Source organism: Nocardioides dubius, from assembly GCF_039528155.1.
GTDB lineage: Bacteria > Actinomycetota > Actinomycetes > Propionibacteriales > Nocardioidaceae > Nocardioides > Nocardioides dubius.
Window position 1 is genome coordinate 232,231 of sequence record NZ_BAAALG010000002.1, and the last position, 18,302, is coordinate 250,532.

Annotated in this window: 20 protein-coding genes; 1 reads left to right on the forward strand and 19 read right to left on the reverse strand. The window is 70.8% G+C overall.

Annotated elements, in window-relative coordinates; translation table 11 throughout:
• Positions 1 to 94: 94 nt before the first annotated feature.
• Positions 95 to 1,027: an aspartate carbamoyltransferase catalytic subunit gene (locus ABD151_RS02910; protein ID WP_343991161.1), complete on the reverse strand. Its 933-nt coding sequence runs from the start codon at positions 1,025 to 1,027 to the stop codon at positions 95 to 97.
• Positions 1,024 to 1,635: a bifunctional pyr operon transcriptional regulator/uracil phosphoribosyltransferase PyrR gene (pyrR, locus tag ABD151_RS02915; protein ID WP_343991163.1), complete on the reverse strand. Its 612-nt coding sequence runs from the start codon at positions 1,633 to 1,635 to the stop codon at positions 1,024 to 1,026. Before pyrR ends, ABD151_RS02910 begins: the two co-directional genes overlap by 4 nt.
• A 135-nt stretch (positions 1,636 to 1,770) precedes the next feature.
• Between pyrR and ABD151_RS02920 the strand changes: the two genes are divergently transcribed.
• Positions 1,771 to 2,475 (forward strand): acetoacetate decarboxylase family protein, encoded by a 705-nt coding sequence (locus ABD151_RS02920; RefSeq protein WP_343991165.1) that lies wholly within the window; start codon positions 1,771 to 1,773, stop codon positions 2,473 to 2,475.
• A 75-nt stretch (positions 2,476 to 2,550) separates the two neighbouring features.
• Here the strand turns inward: ABD151_RS02920 and nusB are convergent, their stop codons facing one another.
• From nusB to ABD151_RS03005, 17 genes are all read right to left on the reverse strand, one after another.
• The gene (gene nusB / locus ABD151_RS02925) at positions 2,551 to 2,955 is read right to left on the reverse strand and encodes a transcription antitermination factor NusB (RefSeq protein ID WP_343991167.1); all 405 of its coding nucleotides are present in this window, start codon (positions 2,953 to 2,955) and stop codon (positions 2,551 to 2,553) included.
• Positions 2,955 to 3,518, reverse strand: a complete 564-nt coding sequence (gene efp, locus ABD151_RS02930) for an elongation factor P (protein ID WP_343991169.1) — start codon at positions 3,516 to 3,518, stop codon at positions 2,955 to 2,957. Before efp ends, nusB begins: the two co-directional genes overlap by 1 nt.
• 94 nt (positions 3,519 to 3,612) lie before the next feature.
• Positions 3,613 to 4,041 (reverse strand): type II 3-dehydroquinate dehydratase, encoded by a 429-nt coding sequence (locus ABD151_RS02935; protein ID WP_343991171.1) that lies wholly within the window; start codon positions 4,039 to 4,041, stop codon positions 3,613 to 3,615.
• On the reverse strand, positions 4,041 to 5,162 hold the full coding sequence (gene aroB, locus ABD151_RS02940) for a 3-dehydroquinate synthase (RefSeq protein WP_343991172.1): 1,122 nt from the start codon (positions 5,160 to 5,162) through the stop codon (positions 4,041 to 4,043). The genes ABD151_RS02935 and aroB overlap by 1 nt, the downstream gene beginning before the upstream one ends.
• A complete protein-coding gene (locus tag ABD151_RS02945; RefSeq protein WP_343991173.1) occupies positions 5,162 to 5,668 on the reverse strand; it encodes a shikimate kinase in 507 nt (168 codons plus the stop codon). Before ABD151_RS02945 ends, aroB begins: the two co-directional genes overlap by 1 nt.
• Before the next feature lie 7 nt (positions 5,669 to 5,675).
• On the reverse strand, positions 5,676 to 6,854 hold the full coding sequence (gene aroC / locus ABD151_RS02950; protein WP_343991174.1) for a chorismate synthase: 1,179 nt from the start codon (positions 6,852 to 6,854) through the stop codon (positions 5,676 to 5,678).
• A gap of 82 nt (positions 6,855 to 6,936) precedes the next feature.
• The gene (locus tag ABD151_RS02955; protein ID WP_343991175.1) at positions 6,937 to 7,608 is read right to left on the reverse strand and encodes a prepilin peptidase; all 672 of its coding nucleotides are present in this window, start codon (positions 7,606 to 7,608) and stop codon (positions 6,937 to 6,939) included.
• Between the two features lie 10 nt (positions 7,609 to 7,618).
• Complete coding sequence (locus ABD151_RS02960; protein WP_343991176.1) at positions 7,619 to 8,431, reverse strand: shikimate dehydrogenase; 813 nt, start codon at positions 8,429 to 8,431, stop codon at positions 7,619 to 7,621.
• On the reverse strand, positions 8,431 to 9,567 hold the full coding sequence (mltG, locus tag ABD151_RS02965; RefSeq protein ID WP_343991178.1) for an endolytic transglycosylase MltG: 1,137 nt from the start codon (positions 9,565 to 9,567) through the stop codon (positions 8,431 to 8,433). Before mltG ends, ABD151_RS02960 begins: the two co-directional genes overlap by 1 nt.
• Entirely contained in the window at positions 9,564 to 10,040 is a 477-nt protein-coding gene (ruvX, locus tag ABD151_RS02970) for a Holliday junction resolvase RuvX (protein WP_343991180.1), read from the reverse strand. The genes mltG and ruvX overlap by 4 nt, the downstream gene beginning before the upstream one ends.
• A gap of 2 nt (positions 10,041 to 10,042) precedes the next feature.
• Positions 10,043 to 12,718: an alanine--tRNA ligase gene (gene alaS / locus ABD151_RS02975; protein WP_343991182.1), complete on the reverse strand. Its 2,676-nt coding sequence runs from the start codon at positions 12,716 to 12,718 to the stop codon at positions 10,043 to 10,045.
• Complete coding sequence (locus ABD151_RS02980) at positions 12,718 to 13,014, reverse strand: DUF6167 family protein (protein ID WP_343991184.1); 297 nt, start codon at positions 13,012 to 13,014, stop codon at positions 12,718 to 12,720. The genes alaS and ABD151_RS02980 overlap by 1 nt, the downstream gene beginning before the upstream one ends.
• The gene (locus ABD151_RS02985; RefSeq protein WP_343991186.1) at positions 13,011 to 13,520 is read right to left on the reverse strand and encodes a hypothetical protein; all 510 of its coding nucleotides are present in this window, start codon (positions 13,518 to 13,520) and stop codon (positions 13,011 to 13,013) included. The genes ABD151_RS02980 and ABD151_RS02985 overlap by 4 nt, the downstream gene beginning before the upstream one ends.
• Positions 13,521 to 13,531: 11 nt before the next feature.
• Complete coding sequence (locus ABD151_RS02990) at positions 13,532 to 14,881, reverse strand: replication-associated recombination protein A (protein WP_343991188.1); 1,350 nt, start codon at positions 14,879 to 14,881, stop codon at positions 13,532 to 13,534.
• Between the two features lie 56 nt (positions 14,882 to 14,937).
• Positions 14,938 to 16,152 carry an ABC transporter ATP-binding protein gene (locus ABD151_RS02995; RefSeq protein WP_343991190.1) on the reverse strand — a complete coding sequence of 405 codons (1,215 nt, stop codon included), beginning with the start codon at positions 16,150 to 16,152 and terminating at the stop codon, positions 14,938 to 14,940.
• Entirely contained in the window at positions 16,149 to 17,213 is a 1,065-nt protein-coding gene (locus ABD151_RS03000; protein WP_343991192.1) for an ABC transporter ATP-binding protein, read from the reverse strand. Before ABD151_RS03000 ends, ABD151_RS02995 begins: the two co-directional genes overlap by 4 nt.
• A gap of 10 nt (positions 17,214 to 17,223) precedes the next feature.
• Complete coding sequence (locus tag ABD151_RS03005) at positions 17,224 to 18,240, reverse strand: ABC transporter permease (protein WP_343991194.1); 1,017 nt, start codon at positions 18,238 to 18,240, stop codon at positions 17,224 to 17,226.
• Between the last annotated feature and the right edge of the window lie 62 nt (positions 18,241 to 18,302).

Genomic DNA, 18,302 nt, shown 5'->3' on the forward strand with positions numbered 1-18,302 from the left:
GCGCCGATCTCGCGGATCACGCCGCCGTCGATCAGGATGTCGGCGGTGCGCTCGCCGAGCAGCGAGGCACCCTTGACTACGAGCCGTCCGGCGTTCACGCGACGGTCTCCTCTCCGGTCAGCAGGTGGTAGAGCACGGACATCCGGATCGCGACGCCGGACGAGACCTGGTCCAGGACCAGGCTGGAGGCCGCGTCGGCGGCCTCGGGCGAGATCTCCAGGCCGCGGTTCATCGGGCCGGGGTGGCAGATCGGGGTGTCGGGCTTGAGCGAGGCGAGCCGGTCACGGGTCAGGCCGTAGCCGACCGTGTACTCACGCGGCGTCGGGAAGTAGCCGCCCGACATCCGCTCCTTCTGCACCCGCAGCATCATCACCGCGTCCGCCTCGGGCAGGACCTCGTCCACGTCGTAGGAGACGGCGAAGCCCGCGTCGCGCGACCAGGTGCCGATCCCCGAGGGCATCAGCGTCGGCGGGGCGACCACGGTCACCTCGGCGCCGAGCTTGGTGAGCAGCTTCACGCCGGAGCGGAAGACCCGGCTGTGGGTGAGGTCGCCGACGATGGCGACCTTCCGTCCCTCCAGCGAGCCCAGCTTGCGTTGCAGCGTGTACGCGTCCAGCAGCGCCTGGGTGGGGTGCTCGTGCATGCCGTCGCCGGCATTGATCACCACCGCGTCGACCCACTGGCTGATCTGCTGGGCCGCGCCGCTTGCCGGGTGCCGCACGATCACGCCGTCGACGCCCATCGCGCAGACGGTCAGCACGGTGTCGCGCAGGCTCTCGCCCTTGCTGGCCGAGCTGCCCTTGGCCGAGATGTTGATGACGTCGGCGGAGAGCCACTTGCCGGCGATCTCGAAGCTGGAGCGGGTCCGGGTGGAGTCCTCGAAGAAGAGGTTGATCACCGTGCGCCCGCGCAGTGCCGGCAGCTTCTTGACCTCCCGGCGCTGCACGTCGTGCATCTCGGAGGCGGTGGCGAAGATGTCGGCGATGGTGTCGACGTCGAGATCGTCGATGCTCAGCAGGTGCTTCACGAGTAGTCCTCCTCGTCGGCGGCGCGGCGGGCTTCGGCGATGGCATCGACGCCGGCGATGCGCACCTCGTCGTAGCCGTCGATCTCGGCCAGCCTGACGCCGACCCGCTCGGTCCGGGCGCTGGGCAGGTTCTTGCCCACGTGGTCGGCCCGGATCGGCAGCTCGCGGTGGCCCCGGTCGACCAGCACCGCGAGCCGGACCGCGGCCGGCCGGCCGAGGTCGGAGAGCGCGTCCAGCGCGGCCCGGATGGTGCGGCCCGAGTAGAGCACGTCGTCGACCAGGACGACCGTCTTGCCGTCGATGCCCTCGGCCGGGATCTCGGTGCGCTGCGGACCACGCGTCGGGTGGCTGCGCAGGTCGTCGCGGTACATCGTGACGTCGAGCGAGCCGACGGCGACGCCGTGGCCCTCGACTGCCTGGATGCGCTCGGCGATCCGCTTCGCCAGCGGCACGCCGCGGGTCTGCAGGCCGAGGAGGATGAGGTCCTGGGCGCCCTTGTTGCGCTCCAGGATCTCGTGCGAGATGCGCGTCAGGGCCCGGGCGATGTCACGGGCCTCTAGGACGGTACGACCCTCACCGGGGCCGGGATCATTCTGCGCAGGCGTCACCAGCGCCAACTCCTTCTCCGCCTCACGGGACGGCTCGTTAAAGGATGTCGAACGCGCTGAGCCTACCGCAGTCGCCGCGCACGACTCGCGGCGAACCCTGAACACGGCCCTGATCCAGACGGCATCATGGAGGCCATGCCCTTCTCCCTCCTTGACGTGCCGAGCGTCTCCGAGAGTCGTGTGACCTCCGACTTCCTCGCCACGATGCCCCCGAACGAGGCGCCCGCGCCGTGGACCGTCCAGGCCTCCGCCATCGTCTGGTGGTGCAAGGCGACGCCGGCCGCCACCGAGGCGCTGCCGCCCGCCCTGCGCGCCCGCGGCAAGGCCGCCGTGGTGATCGGCGGCATGGTCCGCTACGCCGACACCCCGGTCGGCGTCTACGACGAGGTGTTCGGTGCGATCGGCCTGCGCGTCGGGCGGCACCTGATCGGCACCATCCCGTTCATGTCGGTGGACTCCCCCACCAGCCTGGTCGGCGGGCGTGGCAACTGGTCGATCCCGAAGACGCTGTCGAACTTCACCGGCGCTCCCGCCGACGGCGACACCTTCGCCGCGACGTCCGCCACCGGCCAGCACTGGCGGGTCTCCGCCGCGCCGAGCGTGCGGCTCGGAGTCAGCCTGCCGGTCTTCAGCCGGATGCGGGTGATCCAGGAATTCCCGGACGGATCGCTGCGCGGCACCCGCCTCAAGGCGAACGGCAAGATGCGCTACGCCAACCTGGACGTCGACGTCAGCTCCGAGGGCGACCTGCCCTCGTGGCTGCCCAGCGGGCGTCACAAGGGCGCCGTGCTCTCCAGCACCCGGTTCACCCTCGGCGCGCCGACTCCGTTCCACCCGTAGCCGCCGCCCGCCGGAGGCCAACGACGACGAACGCCGCCCACCTCATGCTGAGGGGGCGGCGTTCGGCGTTGGCGCTCAGGCCTTCTCGGCGCCTCGCACGATCGCACCGAGGACGCCGTTGACGAAGCTCGGCGACTCGTCGGTGGACAGGTCGCCCACCAGCGCGAGCGCCTCGCTGACCGCGACGGCGTTGGGGATCTCGTCGGCCCAGACGATCTCGTAGACGCCGATCCGCAGCACGTTGCGGTCGACGACCGGCATCCGCTCCAGGGTCCAGCCCTGGGCGGCGTCGCGGATCAGCTGGTCGATCTCGTCCTGGTGCTCGGCGACGCCGCGCACCAGCTCGACCGAGTACTGGTTGTCGAGGGGCTCTCCCTCGGTGAGCCAGCGCTCGAGAGCCGCAGCAGGGCCCTCGTCGCGGAGCTCACCGGCGAAGAGGATGTCCAGGGCGCGCTTGCGAGCCTTGCTCCGCGCAGCCATCAGGACTTGACGCGACCGAGGTAGGACGAGTCGCGGGTGTCGACCTTGACCTTCTCGCCCGAGGTGATGAAGAGCGGCACCTGGATCTGGTGGCCGGTCTCCAGGGTGGCGGGCTTGGTGCCGCCGGTGGAGCGGTCGCCCTGCAGGCCGGGCTCGGTCTCGGCGACCAGCAGCTCGACGGAGGCGGGGAGCTCGACGTACAGCACGCGGCCGTCGTTGGTGGCGACGATCGCCTCCTGGTTCTCGAGCATGAAGTTCTTGGCGTCGCCGACGATCTCCGGGGTGACCTCGAGCTGGTCGTAGGTGGAGATGTCCATGAAGACGTACGACGTGCCGTCGTTGTACAGGTACTGCATGGTGCGCTTGTCCACGTTGGCCGTCTCGACCTTGGTACCGGCGTTGAAGGTCTTGTCGACGGTCTTGCCCGACTCGACGTTCTTCAGCTTGGTGCGAACGAACGCCGGGCCCTTGCCGGGCTTGACGTGCTGGAACTCGACGACGGACCAGAGCTGCCCGTCGATGTTGAGAACCATGCCGTTCTTGAGGTCGTTGGTGGTTGCCATGCGCGTGTAGTCGCCTTCTTCGCAGTCGGGTTCGAGGTGCCGTCGCGGGTGACCCGCCAGGACGGCAACGCTCGATTCTATACGGGGTCCTGGCTCAGTCGCGAGCCAGGAACTCCAACGCCATCCGGTAGCCGTCGATGCCGTGCCCGGCGATCACCGTGGCAGCGTGCTCGGTGACCACCGAGGTGTGCCGGAAGATCTCCGGACGCTGGGTCGGATCGGAGATGTGCACCTCGACCAGCGGAGCCTCCAGCTGAGCGCAGGCGTCGTAGATCGCCCACGAGTAGTGGGTCCAGGCGGCGGCGTTGAGCACCACCGGGATCTGCTCGTCCGCGGCCTGGTTGAGCCAGTCGAGGAGCTCGCCCTCGTGGTTGGTCTGCCGGACCTCGACCTCGAGCCCGAGGGCGCTCCCCCAGGCCACGCACCGCTCGGCCAGCTCGGCGTGGGTGGTGTGGCCGTAGATCTCCGGCTGACGCCGTCCGAGGCGGCCGAGGTTCGGGCCGTTCAGCACCCACGCCCGCATCAGGCGCTCCGGGTGATCGCGGCGTAGGCGGCGCGCAGGTGCGCCTCGTCCGGGCCGGCCAGGATCCGGGGCTTGGCCAGCTCGTCGAGGACGACGAAGCGCAGCTGGGAGCCGCGGGACTTCTTGTCCACCGCCATGGTGGCCAGCAGGTCGTCGAAGCCCGCCTCGCCGCTCCAGGCGACCGGCAGTCCGACGCTCGCGAACGCGGTGCGGTGCCGGTCGGCCAGCTCGTCGTCGATCACGCCGGCGGCGCGGGCCAGCTCGGCGACGAAGATGCTGCCGATGGCGACCGCCTCACCGTGCCGGATCGCGTACCCGGTGGCGCGCTCGATGGCGTGCGCCATGGTGTGGCCGTAGTTCAGCGCCTCGCGCCCGGGATGCCCGTCGAGGCCGCCGGTCTCCTTGAGGTCGGCGACGACGACGTCGATCTTCACCCGGATCGAGCGCTCGACCAGCTCGCGCAGCACCGGCGAGCGGGGGTCCCGGGCAGCGTCCGGGCCGGCCTCCACCAGCCGCAGGATCTCCGGATCGGCGATGAAGCCGCACTTGACGACCTCACCGAGGCCGGCCACCAGCTCGTCGGCGGGCAGGGTGTCCAGGAACTCCAGGTCGCAGAGCACACCGGCCGGCTCGTGGAAGGCGCCGACCAGGTTCTTGCCGGCACCGGTGTTGATCCCGGTCTTGCCGCCGACGGCGGCGTCGACCATGGCCAGCAGCGTGGTCGGGATGTGCACGACCCGCACGCCGCGCAGCCAGCTCGCGGCGACGAAGCCGCCGAGGTCGGTGGTCGCACCTCCGCCCAGCGTCACCACGACGTCGCTGCGGGTGAAGTTGCGCTCGCCGAGCGCCTCCCAGCAGTCGTTGGCCACCGCAGCGCTCTTGGCGCTCTCGCCGTCCGGAAGGCCCAGCGCAAGCACGTCGTAGCTGTCGATCAGCGACTCCGCGACCCGCTGCGCCTGCTGCTCCAGGTCACCGGCGTAGAGCAGCGCGACCTGCTGCACGCCGCCGCCGATCAGCTCCGGCAGCCGGTCCAGCAGCGAGCGGCCGACCACGACGTCGTACGGGGAGGCTCCCCCGACGTGCAGGACGGTGGGACCGTCGGTCGTAGGCGTCTCAGGCATCAGCTCTCCAGAAGTCGGGTGATCTCGGCGGCGACCTCGGCGGGGCCGCGCTGATCGGTGTTCACGGTGTAGGTGGCAGCGCCACGGTAGATCGGGGTGCGCTCGTCGAGCAGCGCCTTGACCCGGGCCCGGACGTTGCCCAGCAGCAGCGGCCGGCCGGTGCCCAGGCCGACCCGCTTGACCGCCTCGGCGAGGCCGACCTCCAAGAAGACGACCGGGTGCTCGGCGAGCCGGGTGCGGGTGTCGGCGTCGAGCACCGCGCCCCCGCCGAGGGAGAGGACGCCGTCGTGCTCGCGCAGGGCGAGTGCCACGGCATCCCGCTCCTTGGCGCGGAAGTAGGCCTCGCCGTCGGTGACGAAGATGTCCGAGATCGGACGGCCCTCGGCCGCCTCGATGTCCTCGTCGGTGTCACGCACCGGCACGCCCCACAGCTCACCGAGGCGACGCGCCACGGTGGACTTGCCGGCGCCCATCGGTCCGATGAGCACCACCCGGGGACCGGTCACCAGTGCCTCACTTGAACCGGATCGCCTCGCGGTAGGCGGCGACGTTGCGGGCGGTCTCGGCGACCGAGTCGCCACCGAACTTCTCCAGCACGGCGTCGGCGAGCACCAGGGCCACCATCGCCTCGGCGACGATGCCGGCGGCCGGAACCGCGCAGACGTCGGAGCGCTGGTGGTGGGCGACCGTGGCCTCGCCGGTGGCGACGTCGACGGTGCGCAGCGCGCGGGGAACGGTGGCGATCGGCTTCATCGCAGCCCGGACCCGCATCACCTCACCGGTGGTCATGCCGCCCTCGATGCCGCCGGAGCGACCCGAGGTGCGGCGCAGCCGGCCCTCCTCGGTGACGATCTCGTCGTGGGCCAGCGAGCCCGGCGTGGCGGCCAGCTCGAAGCCGTCACCGACCTCGACGCCCTTGATCGCCTGGATGCCCATCAACGCGCCGGCCAGACGCGAGTCGAGACGACGGTCCCAGTGCACGTGCGAGCCGAGGCCCGACGGCAGACCGTGCACGACCACCTCGACGACGCCGCCGAGGGTGTCGCCGTCCTTGTGGGCCTGGTCGATCCGCTCGACCATCGCCTTGCTGGCGTCGGCGTCCAGGCAGCGCACCGGGTCGGCGTCCAGGCGCTCGACGTCGTCGGCCTCGGGCAGCGTGCCGGCGGGCGCAGGGACGCCGCCGAGCTCGATCACGTGGGAGACGATCCGAGCGCCGACGGCCTGCTCCAGGAAGTTGGAGGCGACGCGGCCGAGCGCGACACGGGCCGCCGTCTCACGGGCGGAGGCGCGCTCCAGGATCGGCCGGGCCTCGTCGAAGTCGTACTTCTGCATGCCGGCCAGGTCGGCGTGGCCGGGGCGCGGGCGGGTCAGCGGCGCGTTGCGGGCGCTGTCGGCGAGCACCTCGGGGTCGACCGGGTCGGCCGACATGACCTGCTCCCACTTGGGCCACTCGGTGTTGCCGACCTCGATCGCGACCGGTCCGCCCTGCGACTCACCGTGCCGGACGCCGCCGACCACGCGGACGACGTCCTGCTCGAACTTCATCCGGGCGCCGCGCCCGTAGCCGAGGCGACGGCGCGCCAGCGACTCGCCGATCTCCTCGGAGGTGATCTGGACATGGGCCGGCAGGCCCTCGAGGATTGCGACCAGGGAGGGGCCGTGGGACTCGCCCGCAGTGAGCCATCGAAGCATGGCGTCAGTCTTTCACGGGCCGTCGGACGGGCTCACACCAACTGCCAACTCCGAGACGCCTGTGCCCGAGGGGCGGACGCCCTCACAGCGCCGAGACGCAGGCTCCGGCCACCACGCCGAGCAGCATGAACGGTCCGAACGCGAAGTGCCGGTCCTTGGTGAAGCCGAGCAGGCGCAGCGGCACCCAGCCCAGCGCGCCGAGCAGGAAGCCGCCGTAGAGGCCGAGGCCGAGGGCCTGCCAGCCCAGGGCGCCGAGCGCCATCCCGACCAGGCCGGAGAGCCGGACGTCGCCGTAGCCCATGCCCGGCGTGAACCGCCACAGCAGCCAGTAGACGATCAACGCCACCACCGCCCCCAGTACGCCTCCGGTGAGCACGCCGGGATCCCGCTCCAGCAGCGCGGCGAGGACCAGACCGAGGAGCAGCACCGGGTAGAGCGGTCGGACCAGCAGCTTGGGCAGCAGCCGGGTCCGGAAGTCGATGTGCGCAAGGGCGACGCCGGCCGCACTCAACGGCACCAGCATCAGCAGGGCGCCGTGCCAGCCCAGGAAGGCGCCCACGGTGCCGGCCGCGGCACCCGCCCACAGCGCGTAGCGGAGAGGCAGCCGCGGCACCGCGGCCAACTCGGCGTAGGTCACCTTCTCCGGGTCGGCCTCGGGCGGCTCCGGAAGGCGCGCCACCAGCCGCGGCATCGGCCAGGCCAGCACCGCCGCACTGACTGCAGCGGTCGCCGATGCGGCGGCGTGCAGGCTCACCGACATCTCCTCACCCCCGCTGGGCCAGGGCCCACTCCCCTGCCGCGCGCATCGTGGCCAGGGGGGCGGGCTCACCGGTGAACCAGGAGAACTGCAACGCCGCCTGGTGCACCAGCAGGTCCAGCCCGCCGATCAGGGTCCGGTCGGCGGCGACCGCAGCGGCCAACGGCGTCGGCCACGGGTGGTAGATCACCTCGAAGAGCACCGGGTGCTCCCGACTCGCCGCGACCAGCGCTCCGGTCTGCGCACGTGCCGGGATGGTAGAGCCGACCACCTCGCCGATGAACGGCTCGTCGCCGAGCAGTCCGACCCGGACCGTCGGCGGCGCCGGCAGCGCGCGCAGCGCGTTCACCGTCGCGGCGGCGCGCTCCGGGGAGCGGACCAGGATCAGCAGCTCGGTGGCACCGAGACCGGCCAACGCCATGCCCAGGGAGGTCGCGGTGGCCCCGCCGCCGAGGATGGTCGCCGCCGTCACCGGGCCCTGGTAGCGCTCACGCAGCGCGGCAGCCGCACCCGGGACATCGGTGTTGTCCGCGGTGGTGCTGCCGTCCTCGGCGAAGAGCAAGGTGTTCGCCCCACCGGCCAGGCGTGCGGTCTCGGTGACCCGGGTGGCCAGGCCCATCACGGTGCGCTTGAGCGGCATCGTCAGCGACAGGCCCCGCCAGTCGTCGTCCAGACCCGCGAGGAACTCCGGCAGGCCGGCCTCGGCGACCCGGTGCGGGGTGTAGCTCCACTCCAGTCCGGCGGCCGCATAGCCCGCCCGGTGCAGCACCGGGGAGAGCGAGTGGTCGATCGGGTCACCGAGCACCCCGCAACGACGCATCAGCAGGCGTCCGAGGTCTGGCAGTAGGCCGTGTACTCCGCCTTGTAGCCGAGGAACTCGTCGTAGCTGGAGGCGAACTTCGTCTCGCCCGTGCGCAGGTCGACGGTGACGTAGTAGTACCAATCGCCCGAGGCCGGGTTGAGCGCGGCCTCGATCGCGTCCTCGCCCGGAGCCTCGATCGGGCCGGGCGGCAGGCCCACCTCACGCCGGGTGTTGTACGGCGAGTCGACGTCGAGGTCCTCCGACGGGATCGCGACGCCCAGGTTGCGCCCGAGCGCGTAGTTGACCGTGGCGTCGATCTCCAGGCGGCCGATGGTGCCGGCGGTGCCGGGGTTCTCCAGGCGGTTGTAGATGACTCGGGCGATCTTGGGCATGTCGTCGCCACGTCCCTCGGCCTCGACCAGGGCGGCGATCGTCATCACCTCGTGCGGGGTGTAGCCGAGCTTCTCGGCGCCCTCCACCAGGCCCAGCTTGTCGGCCGACTGCTTCCAGCGGTCCACCATCGCCTGCAGGATCGAACGCGGAGTGTCGTCCGGACGCAGGTCGTAGGTGGCCGGGAACAGGTAGCCCTCGGGTTCGCCGTCGGCGTTCAGCTCGGCGTAGTCCGGCAGCTCCAGCTTCGGCAGCGCCTTCTTGAACTGCTTGGTGCTGAATTCGGTCTTCTTGCCGAGCAGGTCGAGGATGTCGACCACCCGCAGGCCCTCGGGCACGGTGACCCGCTCCACGGAGGCGTTGGTGGGGTCGGCGAGGAAGGTGAAGGCGTCGGCCGCCTTCATCTGCTTGAGCATCTCGTAGATGCCGGGCTGGATCCGCGCCGCCTCGTCCGCACGGGAGTTGGCCACGTTGCGGAAGGCGTCCACGGAGGCGACGACGTCCGCCTTCGCCAGGGTGCGGGCGATGTCGGAGGCGGTGTCACCCGCGACCACCTCGATGGTCACCGAGCCGCTGCCCGGACCGGCGTAGTCCTCGGGCTCGCCGAACTGGTCGCGCGCCCACTCCACGCCCTTCGTCAGCCCGATCCAGGCGACGGCGGCGATCGCGGCGAGCACGACCAGCATCACCAAGCAGCCCAGACCGCGGCCACCGCGCTTCTTCGCCGCGCGACGGCGGCCCCCGCCGTTCGACTGCTCGCTCATCCCTGGTTCTCCTCGTTCGTCGCCACGGTGAGCACGTCCCCCGGCGCCTCGCCCCTGGCCTGTTCAGCGTCCAGCGCGTGCTGCAGGATCACCACCGCCGCAGCCATGTCCACCACAGCTCGCCGATCGGCACCCTTGCGCCCGCGTTCCCGAAGCATGGATTCCGCGGTGACGGTGGTCAACCTTTCATCCACCAGGCGAACCGGCACCGGGGCGATCCGCTTGGCGAGCCGGCGCGCGAACCGCCGGACCTTGTGCGCGGCCGGGCCCTCCCCGCCCGAGAGTGAGCGGGGCAGGCCCATCACCACCTCCATGGCACCCTCCTCGGCGACCAGTGCCGCGAGGCGGGCGACGTCGCCCTCGCCTCGCGCCACGGTCTCCAGTGGGGTCGCGATCACACCGGAGGGATCGCACCGGGCGACACCGATCCGGGCGTCACCCGGATCGATGCCGAGCCGCACGCCGGGGCGCACCCTCAGCTACCGCCCGCGCGCGCGACCTCGGTCGCGACCAGCTGCAGTGCCTCGTCGATGCGCGACGCGTCCGTGCCGCCGCCCTGCGCGACGTCGGCCTTGCCGCCGCCCTTGCCGCCGAGCAGCGGGCCGAGCGCACGGATCAGGTCGTTGGCGCTGACGCCGCGGGCCTGGCCGGCGTCGTTGACCGCAGCGACTGCGGCGACCTTGCCGTCGGCGTTGCCGATCACCACGACCGCACCCGGGCGGTCCTGCGGCAGCCGCCCCCGTACGTCGAGGGCCAGCGTGCGCACGTCGCCGCCGCCCGCGCCGTCGAGGCGGTGGGCCACCACGTTGATCCCGTTGACGTCCTGAGCGCCCGCGGCGATCTCTCCCGCGGAGCCGAGCAGGGCGGCCAGGCGCACCTTCTCCAGCTCCTTCTCGGTGCTCTTCAGGCGCTCGACCAGGTCGTTGACCCGGCCGACCAGGTCGTCGGGCTGGGTCTTGAGGAGACCGGTCAGCTCGCCGACGACGTCACGCTCGCGCGCCAGGTACTGGAAGCCCTCGACGCCGGTGAACGCCTCGATCCGGCGATTGCCGGAGCCGACGGAGGCCTCACCGGTGACGACGAGCGTGCCGATCTGCGAGGAGTGGTCGACGTGCGTGCCACCACAGAGCTCGCGGGACCAGCGACCGCCGATCTCTACGACGCGCACCTTGGTGTCGTCGTAGGTCTCGCCGAAGAGCGCGATCGCGCCCCAGTCCTTGGCCTCCGACAGCGTCATGTACTGCCAGCCGACCGGGAGGTCGGCGCGCAGCGCCTCGTTGGAGACCTGCTCGATGTCGCGCACCTGGGCGGGCGTCAGGGACTGCGTCCAGCCGAAGTCCAGGCGCAGGTAGCCGGGCCGGTTGAAGGAGCCGGACTGCAGCGCGGTGGGACCGAGCACCTCGCGCAGCGCCGCGTGGATCACGTGGGTGCCGGAGTGGGCCTGACGCGCGCCGAGGCGCCACTCGGGATCCACCTTGGCGTGCAGCGCGCTGCCGGGCGCGAACTCGCCTTCCAGCACCCGCACCTGGTGCACGACCAGGCCACGCACCGGGCGCTGCACGTCGAGCACCTCGAGCTTGCCGCCGTCGAACTCGATCACGCCGGCGTCGGCGGCCTGGCCACCGGACTCGGCGTAGAACGGGGTGCGGTCGAGGACCAGCTCGCCGACCTCGCCCTGCGCCAGCGAGCCGACGCTCGCGCCGCCGCTGAGCAGGGCGATCGAGCGGGACTCGGTCTCCAGCGTCTCGTAGGCCAGCCAGTCGGTGGGCCCGTTGGCGTCGAGGATCTCGCGGTAGACGCCGGTGTCGGCGTGCTGGCCCTTCTTGGCCTTGGCGTCGGCCTTGGCGCGCTGGCGCTGCTCGGCCATCAACGAGCGGAACCCGGCCTCGTCCACGGTGAGACCGGCCTCGGAGGCCATCTCCAGGGTGAGGTCGATCGGGAAGCCGTAGGTGTCGTGCAGCGCGAACGCCTGGTTGCCGGAGAGCACCGTCGCGCCGGAGGACTTGGTCTCCTCGGCGGCGTTGTCGAAGAGCTGGGTGCCGGCGGCCAGGGTCTTGCGGAAGGCGGTCTCCTCGGCGGAGGCGACCTGGGAGATCCGCTGCCAGTCCTTGCGCAGGTCCGGGTAGCCGAGCTCCATCTTGGCCAGCGACACCGGCAGCAGCTGCTCGAGGGCACGGCCCTCGTAGCCGAGCAGGCGCATCGAGCGGATCGCGCGGCGCAGCAGGCGGCGCAGCACGTAGCCACGGCCGTCGTTGCCCGGGGTGACGCCGTCACCCATCAGCATCAGGCCGGAGCGCACGTGGTCGGCCACGACCCGGAACCGGACGTCGTCGGCGGCGTCGGCGCCGTACGTCCGGCCGGTGAGCTCGGCGGCCTTCTCGATGACCGGGAACATCTCGTCGATCTCGTACATGTTGTTCTTGCCCTGCAGCAGGAACGCGACCCGCTCCAGGCCCATGCCGGTGTCGATGTTCTTGGCCGGCAGCGGGCCCTCGACGTCGAAGTCGTCCTTGGCCCGCACCGTGGCCAGCGACTCCTGCATGAAGACCAGGTTCCAGATCTCCAGGTAGCGGTCCTCGTCGGCCTCGGGGCCGCCCTCGGCACCGAACTCGGGGCCGCGGTCGAAGTAGATCTCGCTGCACGGACCGCCGGGACCGGGCACGCCCATGTTCCAGTAGTTGTCCAGCTTCCCGCGCTCCTGGATGCGCTCGAGCGGCAGGCCGGCGATCTCCTGCCAGAGCCTCTTGGTCTCCTCGTCGCCGTGCAGCACGGTGACCCAGATCTTCTCCGGGTCGAACCCGTAGCCGCCGTCGGCGACCGAGCTGGTGATCAGCGTCCAGGCGAACTCGATCGCGCCGGGCTTGAAGTAGTCGCCGAAGGAGAAGTTCCCACACATCTGGAAGAAGGTGCCGTGGCGCGTGGTCTTGCCGACCTCCTCGATGTCGAGGGTGCGCACGCACTTCTGAACGCTGACCGCGCGCTGGTAGGGGGCCGTCTCCTGGCCCAGGAAGTACGGCTTGAACGGCACCATGCCGGCATTGACGAACAGCAGGGTCGGGTCGTCGAGGAGCAACGACGCGGAGGGCACGACCTGGTGCCCGTTGCGCTCGAAGTGGTCGACGAACCGGCGGCGGATCTCCGCGGTGTCCATCAGTTGGTGCCTCGCTGTCTGCTTGATGTGATCGGGGTGGGTTCCGGCGCACTGCCGGCGGTGAGTTGACGGTCCGCGCGGACCGGCGGAGCCAGACCGAGCCGCTCACGCAGCTCGACCTCCTTGTCCACCTGGGCCTGCGCGACCTCGTCGCGGAACATCCGAGCGCCGAGCGAGAGCGCCTGAGCACGGTCGCGCAGGCCCTCGACGGTCAGCGACTCGCGGAGTCTGCGGGCTCGGTTCATCGCGTAGATGCCGGCTCCGGCGCCTGCGGCGAACCAGAAGCCACGTCTCATGCCGACATCCCCTCCGCGCGGGCGTCGGCTGCTCGCTGTCGCGCGGCCGCCTCACGACGGACGTCGCGCAGGAAGACCTTGCGCTGCTTGCGGGAGCGCTTGACCTCGCGCTTCATCTCGAACCGGATCCGGTTGCGGGTCTCCGGCGCGAGCGCCCGGCGCAGGCCGTGGCTGAAGGAGGCGACCTTGACCACCGACTCCCGCAGCACGATGTCGGCGAAGAGCCGGCCCTCGATCCGGGTCACCGTGGGCTGGGGCGCCACGTCCTCGGCATCCGCCTCGCCGAGATGGGTGATCACGAACTCCTCCGTGGTCACTGCCGGCACGGGCTGCATCGCCACGGCCAGGGCGTCGACCCGCGCCCGCAGCTCGGCCGCCTCGGTGCGGGTCCGCTCCGCCTCCGCCGTCGCCTCGCGGCGGGCACGCCGCAACGCCAGCGCGAGCACACCCACCGCAAGGGCGAGCACACCGGCCAGCAGGCCCAGCAGCAGAACGACGATGGTCATGACGCCCGACCCTATCGCGATCCGCGGATCAGCCGGCGCACACGTTCCCAACGTTCCTTGATCGTCGCCTCGGCACCCAACGCGGTGGGCTGGTAGTAGGTGGCGTCGGCCACCACGTCGGGTGCGTACTGCTGCTCGGCGATCCCGAACGGCTCGTCGTGGGCGTACTTGTAGCCCTGGGCGTGGCCGAGCTTCTTGGCGCCCGCGTAGTGCCCGTCGCGCAGGTGGGCCGGCACCGCCCCGATCTTGCCGGCGCGCACGTCGGCGATCGCCGCGAAGATGGCGTTCGTGACGGCGTTGGACTTGGGTGCGACGGCCAGCGCGATCACCGCATGCGCCAGGTTCAGCTGCGCCTCGGGCATCCCGATCAGCTGCACCGCCTGTGCCGCGGCGACCGCGGTGGTGAGCGCGTTCGGGTCGGCCAGGCCGATGTCCTCACTGGCCAGGATCACCAGGCGGCGGGCGATGAAGCGCGGGTCCTCCCCCGCCTCGATCATCCGCGCCAGGTAGTGCAGCGCGGCGTCGGCGTCCGAGCCCCGGATCGACTTGATGAAGGCCGAGGTGACGTCGTAGTGCTGGTCGCCCTGCCGGTCGTAGCGCACCGCTGCGCGGTCGATGGCGGTCTCCGCGGTGGCCAGGTCGATCACCGCGCTGCCCTTGCCGAGCGCGGCGCCCGCGGCAGCCTCCAGGTAGGTCAGCGAACGGCGGGCGTCGCCTCCGGCCAGCCGGACCAGGTGGTCGCGGGCGTCGTCGTCGAGGGTGACCTCACCGGCCAGCCCGCGCTCGTCGGCGACAGCGCGGGCGATCACCGCGGCGATGTCGTCGTCGTCCAGTGACTCCAGCTGGACCAGCAGCGAGCGCGACAGCAGCGGTGAGATCACCGAGAAGAACGGGTTCTCGGTGGTCGCCGCGACCAGGCTCACCCACCGGTTCTCCACCCCGGGCAGCAGCGCGTCCTGCTGCGCCTTGCTGAAGCGGTGCACCTCGTCGACGAAGAGCACCGTCTCCCGTCCGGTCGCCACCAGCTGGCGCCGGGCACCGTCGATGGCGGCTCGCACCTCCTTGACGCCGGCCGCGACCGCCGAGACCTCCACGAAGTCGCGTCCGGTCTGGCCGGAGAGGATCGCCGCGATCGTCGTCTTGCCGGTGCCGGGCGGGCCCCACAGCAACAGCGACATCGGCCGGTTGCCGTCGATCAGCTGCCGCAGCGGCGAGCCGTCGGCACGCAACTGGGCCTGGCCGACCAGCTCGTCCAGCGTGCGCGGACGCATCCGGACCGCGAGCGGCGCCGACGCGTGCGCGTTGCCGGCGAGTGATCCCTGGCCCGCGGCCGAGCCTGCCACCTCGAAGAGACCATCCACAACGCACGAGCCTATCGGGCGCCGCACACCGCGTGCGACGCCCTCGGGCGATCAGCTCAGGGCTTGACCGTGGTCCGGGCCTTGAGGTCGAACCAGACGTCGCCGAAGCCCGGCTTGTCGTCGAGCTCGACCGGGCTGGCACCCGGGTCGGGGTTGCCGTTGACGTCCACGCCCAGGAGCCGGTCGGTGACCGGGTCGGTGGGGTGGTTGCCGAGCTCGCCTGCGAAGTGGCAGGCGACCTTGTGCCGCGGGCCGATCTGCAGCATCGGCGGCTCCACCTTCGCGCAGATCTCCTGCGCCAGCGGGCACCGGGTGCGGAACCGGCAGCCGGACGGCGGGTTGATCGGGCTGGGCACGTCACCGGTCAGCCGGATCCGCTCGCGCCGTCCGCCGATCGCCGCCTGCTTCACGTCGGGCGCAGCGGAGAGCAGTGCCTGGGTGTAGGGGTGGTTGGGCCGGCTGTAGAGCGTGTCGCGGTCCGCGATCTCGACGATCTTGCCCAGGTACATCACCGCTACCTCGGGGCAGAAGTGTCGGACCACGGCCAGGTCGTGCGCGATGAAGAGGAAGGCGATGTCGAACTCGCGCTGGAGATCCTGGAGCAGGTTGATCACCTGCGCCTGGATCGAGACGTCGAGCGCCGAGACCGGCTCATCGGCCACGATCAGCTTCGGCTGCAGGGCGAGTGCCCGGGCGATGCCGATGCGCTGACGCTGACCGCCCGAGAACTCGTTCGGGTACCGGTTGTAGTGCTCGGGGTTCAGGCCGACGACCTCGAGCAGCTCCTGGACCCGGGCCAGGGTCTTGTTCTTGGGCACCATGTTGTGGATCCGCAGCGGGGCCCCGATGATCGCGCCCACGGTGTGCCGCGGGTTCAGCGAGCTGTACGGGTCCTGGAAGACCATCTGCACCTCACGGCGCAGCGGCTTGAGCTCGCGGGTCGAGAGCGCCGCCAGGTTGCGGCCCTGGAAGTCGACGGAGCCGCCGGTCGGCTTGTAGAGCCGGGTGATCGCGCGGCCGGCCGTGGACTTGCCGCAGCCGGACTCGCCGACCAGGCCGACCGAGCCACCCTTCGGGATCGTCAGCGAGATGCCGTCGACCGCCTTGACGTCACCGATCTTGCGCCGGATCACGCCGTTCGAGCGAACCGGGAAGTACATCTCCAGGTTGTCGATGGTGAGGATCGGCGGAGCCGTCGGGTCGAGCTCGGTGGGCTTGTTCGACTGCGCCAGGAGCTCTTCGAGCTGGGGCTTGTTCTCGGGCTCGCTCATCCTCGGCGCTCCTCAACTTGTTCGGGGGCGATCTCGGGGATCACCTCTGCCTCGTAGATCGCCTCGGGGTCGGGCAGGTGGCACCGGGAGAGGTGGCCGGCCCCACGAGGGCCTTCGAGCAGCTCGGGCAGCGTGGTGCGGCACAGGTCGCCGGGAACCTTGGCGGAGTGCACGCACCGCGGGTGGAAGGGACAACCCGACGGCGGGTTGAGCAGGCTGGGCGGGTTGCCGGGGATCGGCACCATCCGGGCGTCGGTGTCGCCGCCCACCTCGGGCACGCTGGAGAGCAGACCCCAGGTGTAGGGCATCTCCGGGTGGGTCAACACCTCGCGCACCGGGCCGTACTCGACGGCACGGCCGGCGTACATCACCAACGCGTCGTCGGCCATCTCCGCCACCACGCCGAGGTCGTGGGTGATCATGATGATCGCGGTGTTGAACTCCTTCTGCAGGTTCTGCAGGAGGTCGAGGATCTGGGCCTGCACCGTGACGTCGAGGGCCGTGGTCGGCTCGTCGGCGATCACCAGGCTCGGGTCGTTGATCAGGGCCATCGCGATCATCGCGCGCTGCCGCATGCCGCCGGAGAACTCGTGCGGGTAGTTGTCGAAGCGGGTCTGCGGCTGCGGGATGCCGACCAGCTCGAGCATCTCGATGCCGCGGGCGCGGGCCGCCTTCTTGGAGACGTTGTTGTGCACGCGGTAGGCCTCGGCGATCTGGTTGCCCACCGTGTAGTACGGGTGCAGGGCCGAGAGCGGGTCCTGGAAGATCATCGCGATCTCCTTGCCCCGCTTCTGGCGCATCTCCCGGTCCGACAGCGAGAGCAGGTCCACGCCGTCGAGCCAGACGTTGCCGCTGACCTGGGCGTTGGTGCCGCGATGCAGGCCGAGGATCGTCGAGCTCGACACCGACTTGCCGGAGCCGGACTCGCCCACGATGCCGAGCGTCTTGCCGCGCTCGAGGGTGTAGGAGAGCCCGTCGGTGGCCTTGACCAGGCCGTCGGCGGTCGGGAAGTGGACGTAGAGGTCCTGCACAGTCAGAAAGGCCTGGCTGTTCTCACTCATGGTCACTCCCTCACCCGATCCGCACGCGCGGGTCGATGAACGCATAGGCGATGTCGACGATGATGTTCGCCAGGATCACGAACGCTCCGGCCACCAGCACCACGCCCACCAGGGTGGGCAGATCCTGGAAGTTGGAGGCGGTCACCGTCAGCTTGCCCAGGCCGTTGTAGCCGAAGACCTGCTCGGTGATCACCGCACCGCCGAGGAGCGTGCCGAAGTCGATGCCGGTCATCGTCACCAGCGGGGTGAGCGCCGCACGCAGGGCGTGCTTGAACAGGACGGTGCGTCCCTTGAGGCCCTTGGCGCGCGCCGTGCGGATGTAGTCCTCGCCCATCGACTCGAGCACGAAGGCGCGGGTCATCCGGACGTAGCTGGCCAGGAAGACCAGGGCCAGGGTGAAGCTCGGCAGCAGCAGGCCCGAGAGCCAGGCGCCGACTCCGCCGTCCGCGATGGAGACATAGGACGGTATGTCGAAGATCTTCCACCGGATGGCCATGAACTTCAGGAAGAAGAAGCCGATGAAGAAGGTCGGGAAGGCGTAGATCACCAGCGTCAGACCGACCAGGCCACGGTCGATCAACGTGCCCTTGGTGACGGCCGCGATGATGCCCAATCCGACTCCGAGGACCAGCCAGATGATCACGGCCACGACGGCCAGGGAGATCGAGACCGGGGCGGCGTCGGCTATCAGCTCGTTGACCGTGGTGCCGCGGTTCTTGGAGTAGCCCAGGCACGGAGCGTCGCACTTGGTGATCAGCTCCGGGTTGGTCTTCTCCAGTGCCTTGTCGTCGGGGAAGCTGCGGCCCACGACGAGGCCCTTGACGAACTTGCCCCACTGGACGACGACGGGCTTGTCGTAGCCCAGCGCGCGCTCGGTGATCTCGACCTGCGCCTGCGTGCACGTCTTGCCGCAGGCGGCCTTCGCCTGGTCCGCGGGCGCCGCGAAGAACAGCGCGAAGGTCACCAGGCTCACGCCCAGCAACAGCACCACGCCGACGACCAGGCGCCGGACAACATAGGCCCACATGGATATCTCGCCTTCTCAAGCCTTGGGGTTGCGATACGTCCTACCCGATCGCATCGCATGGG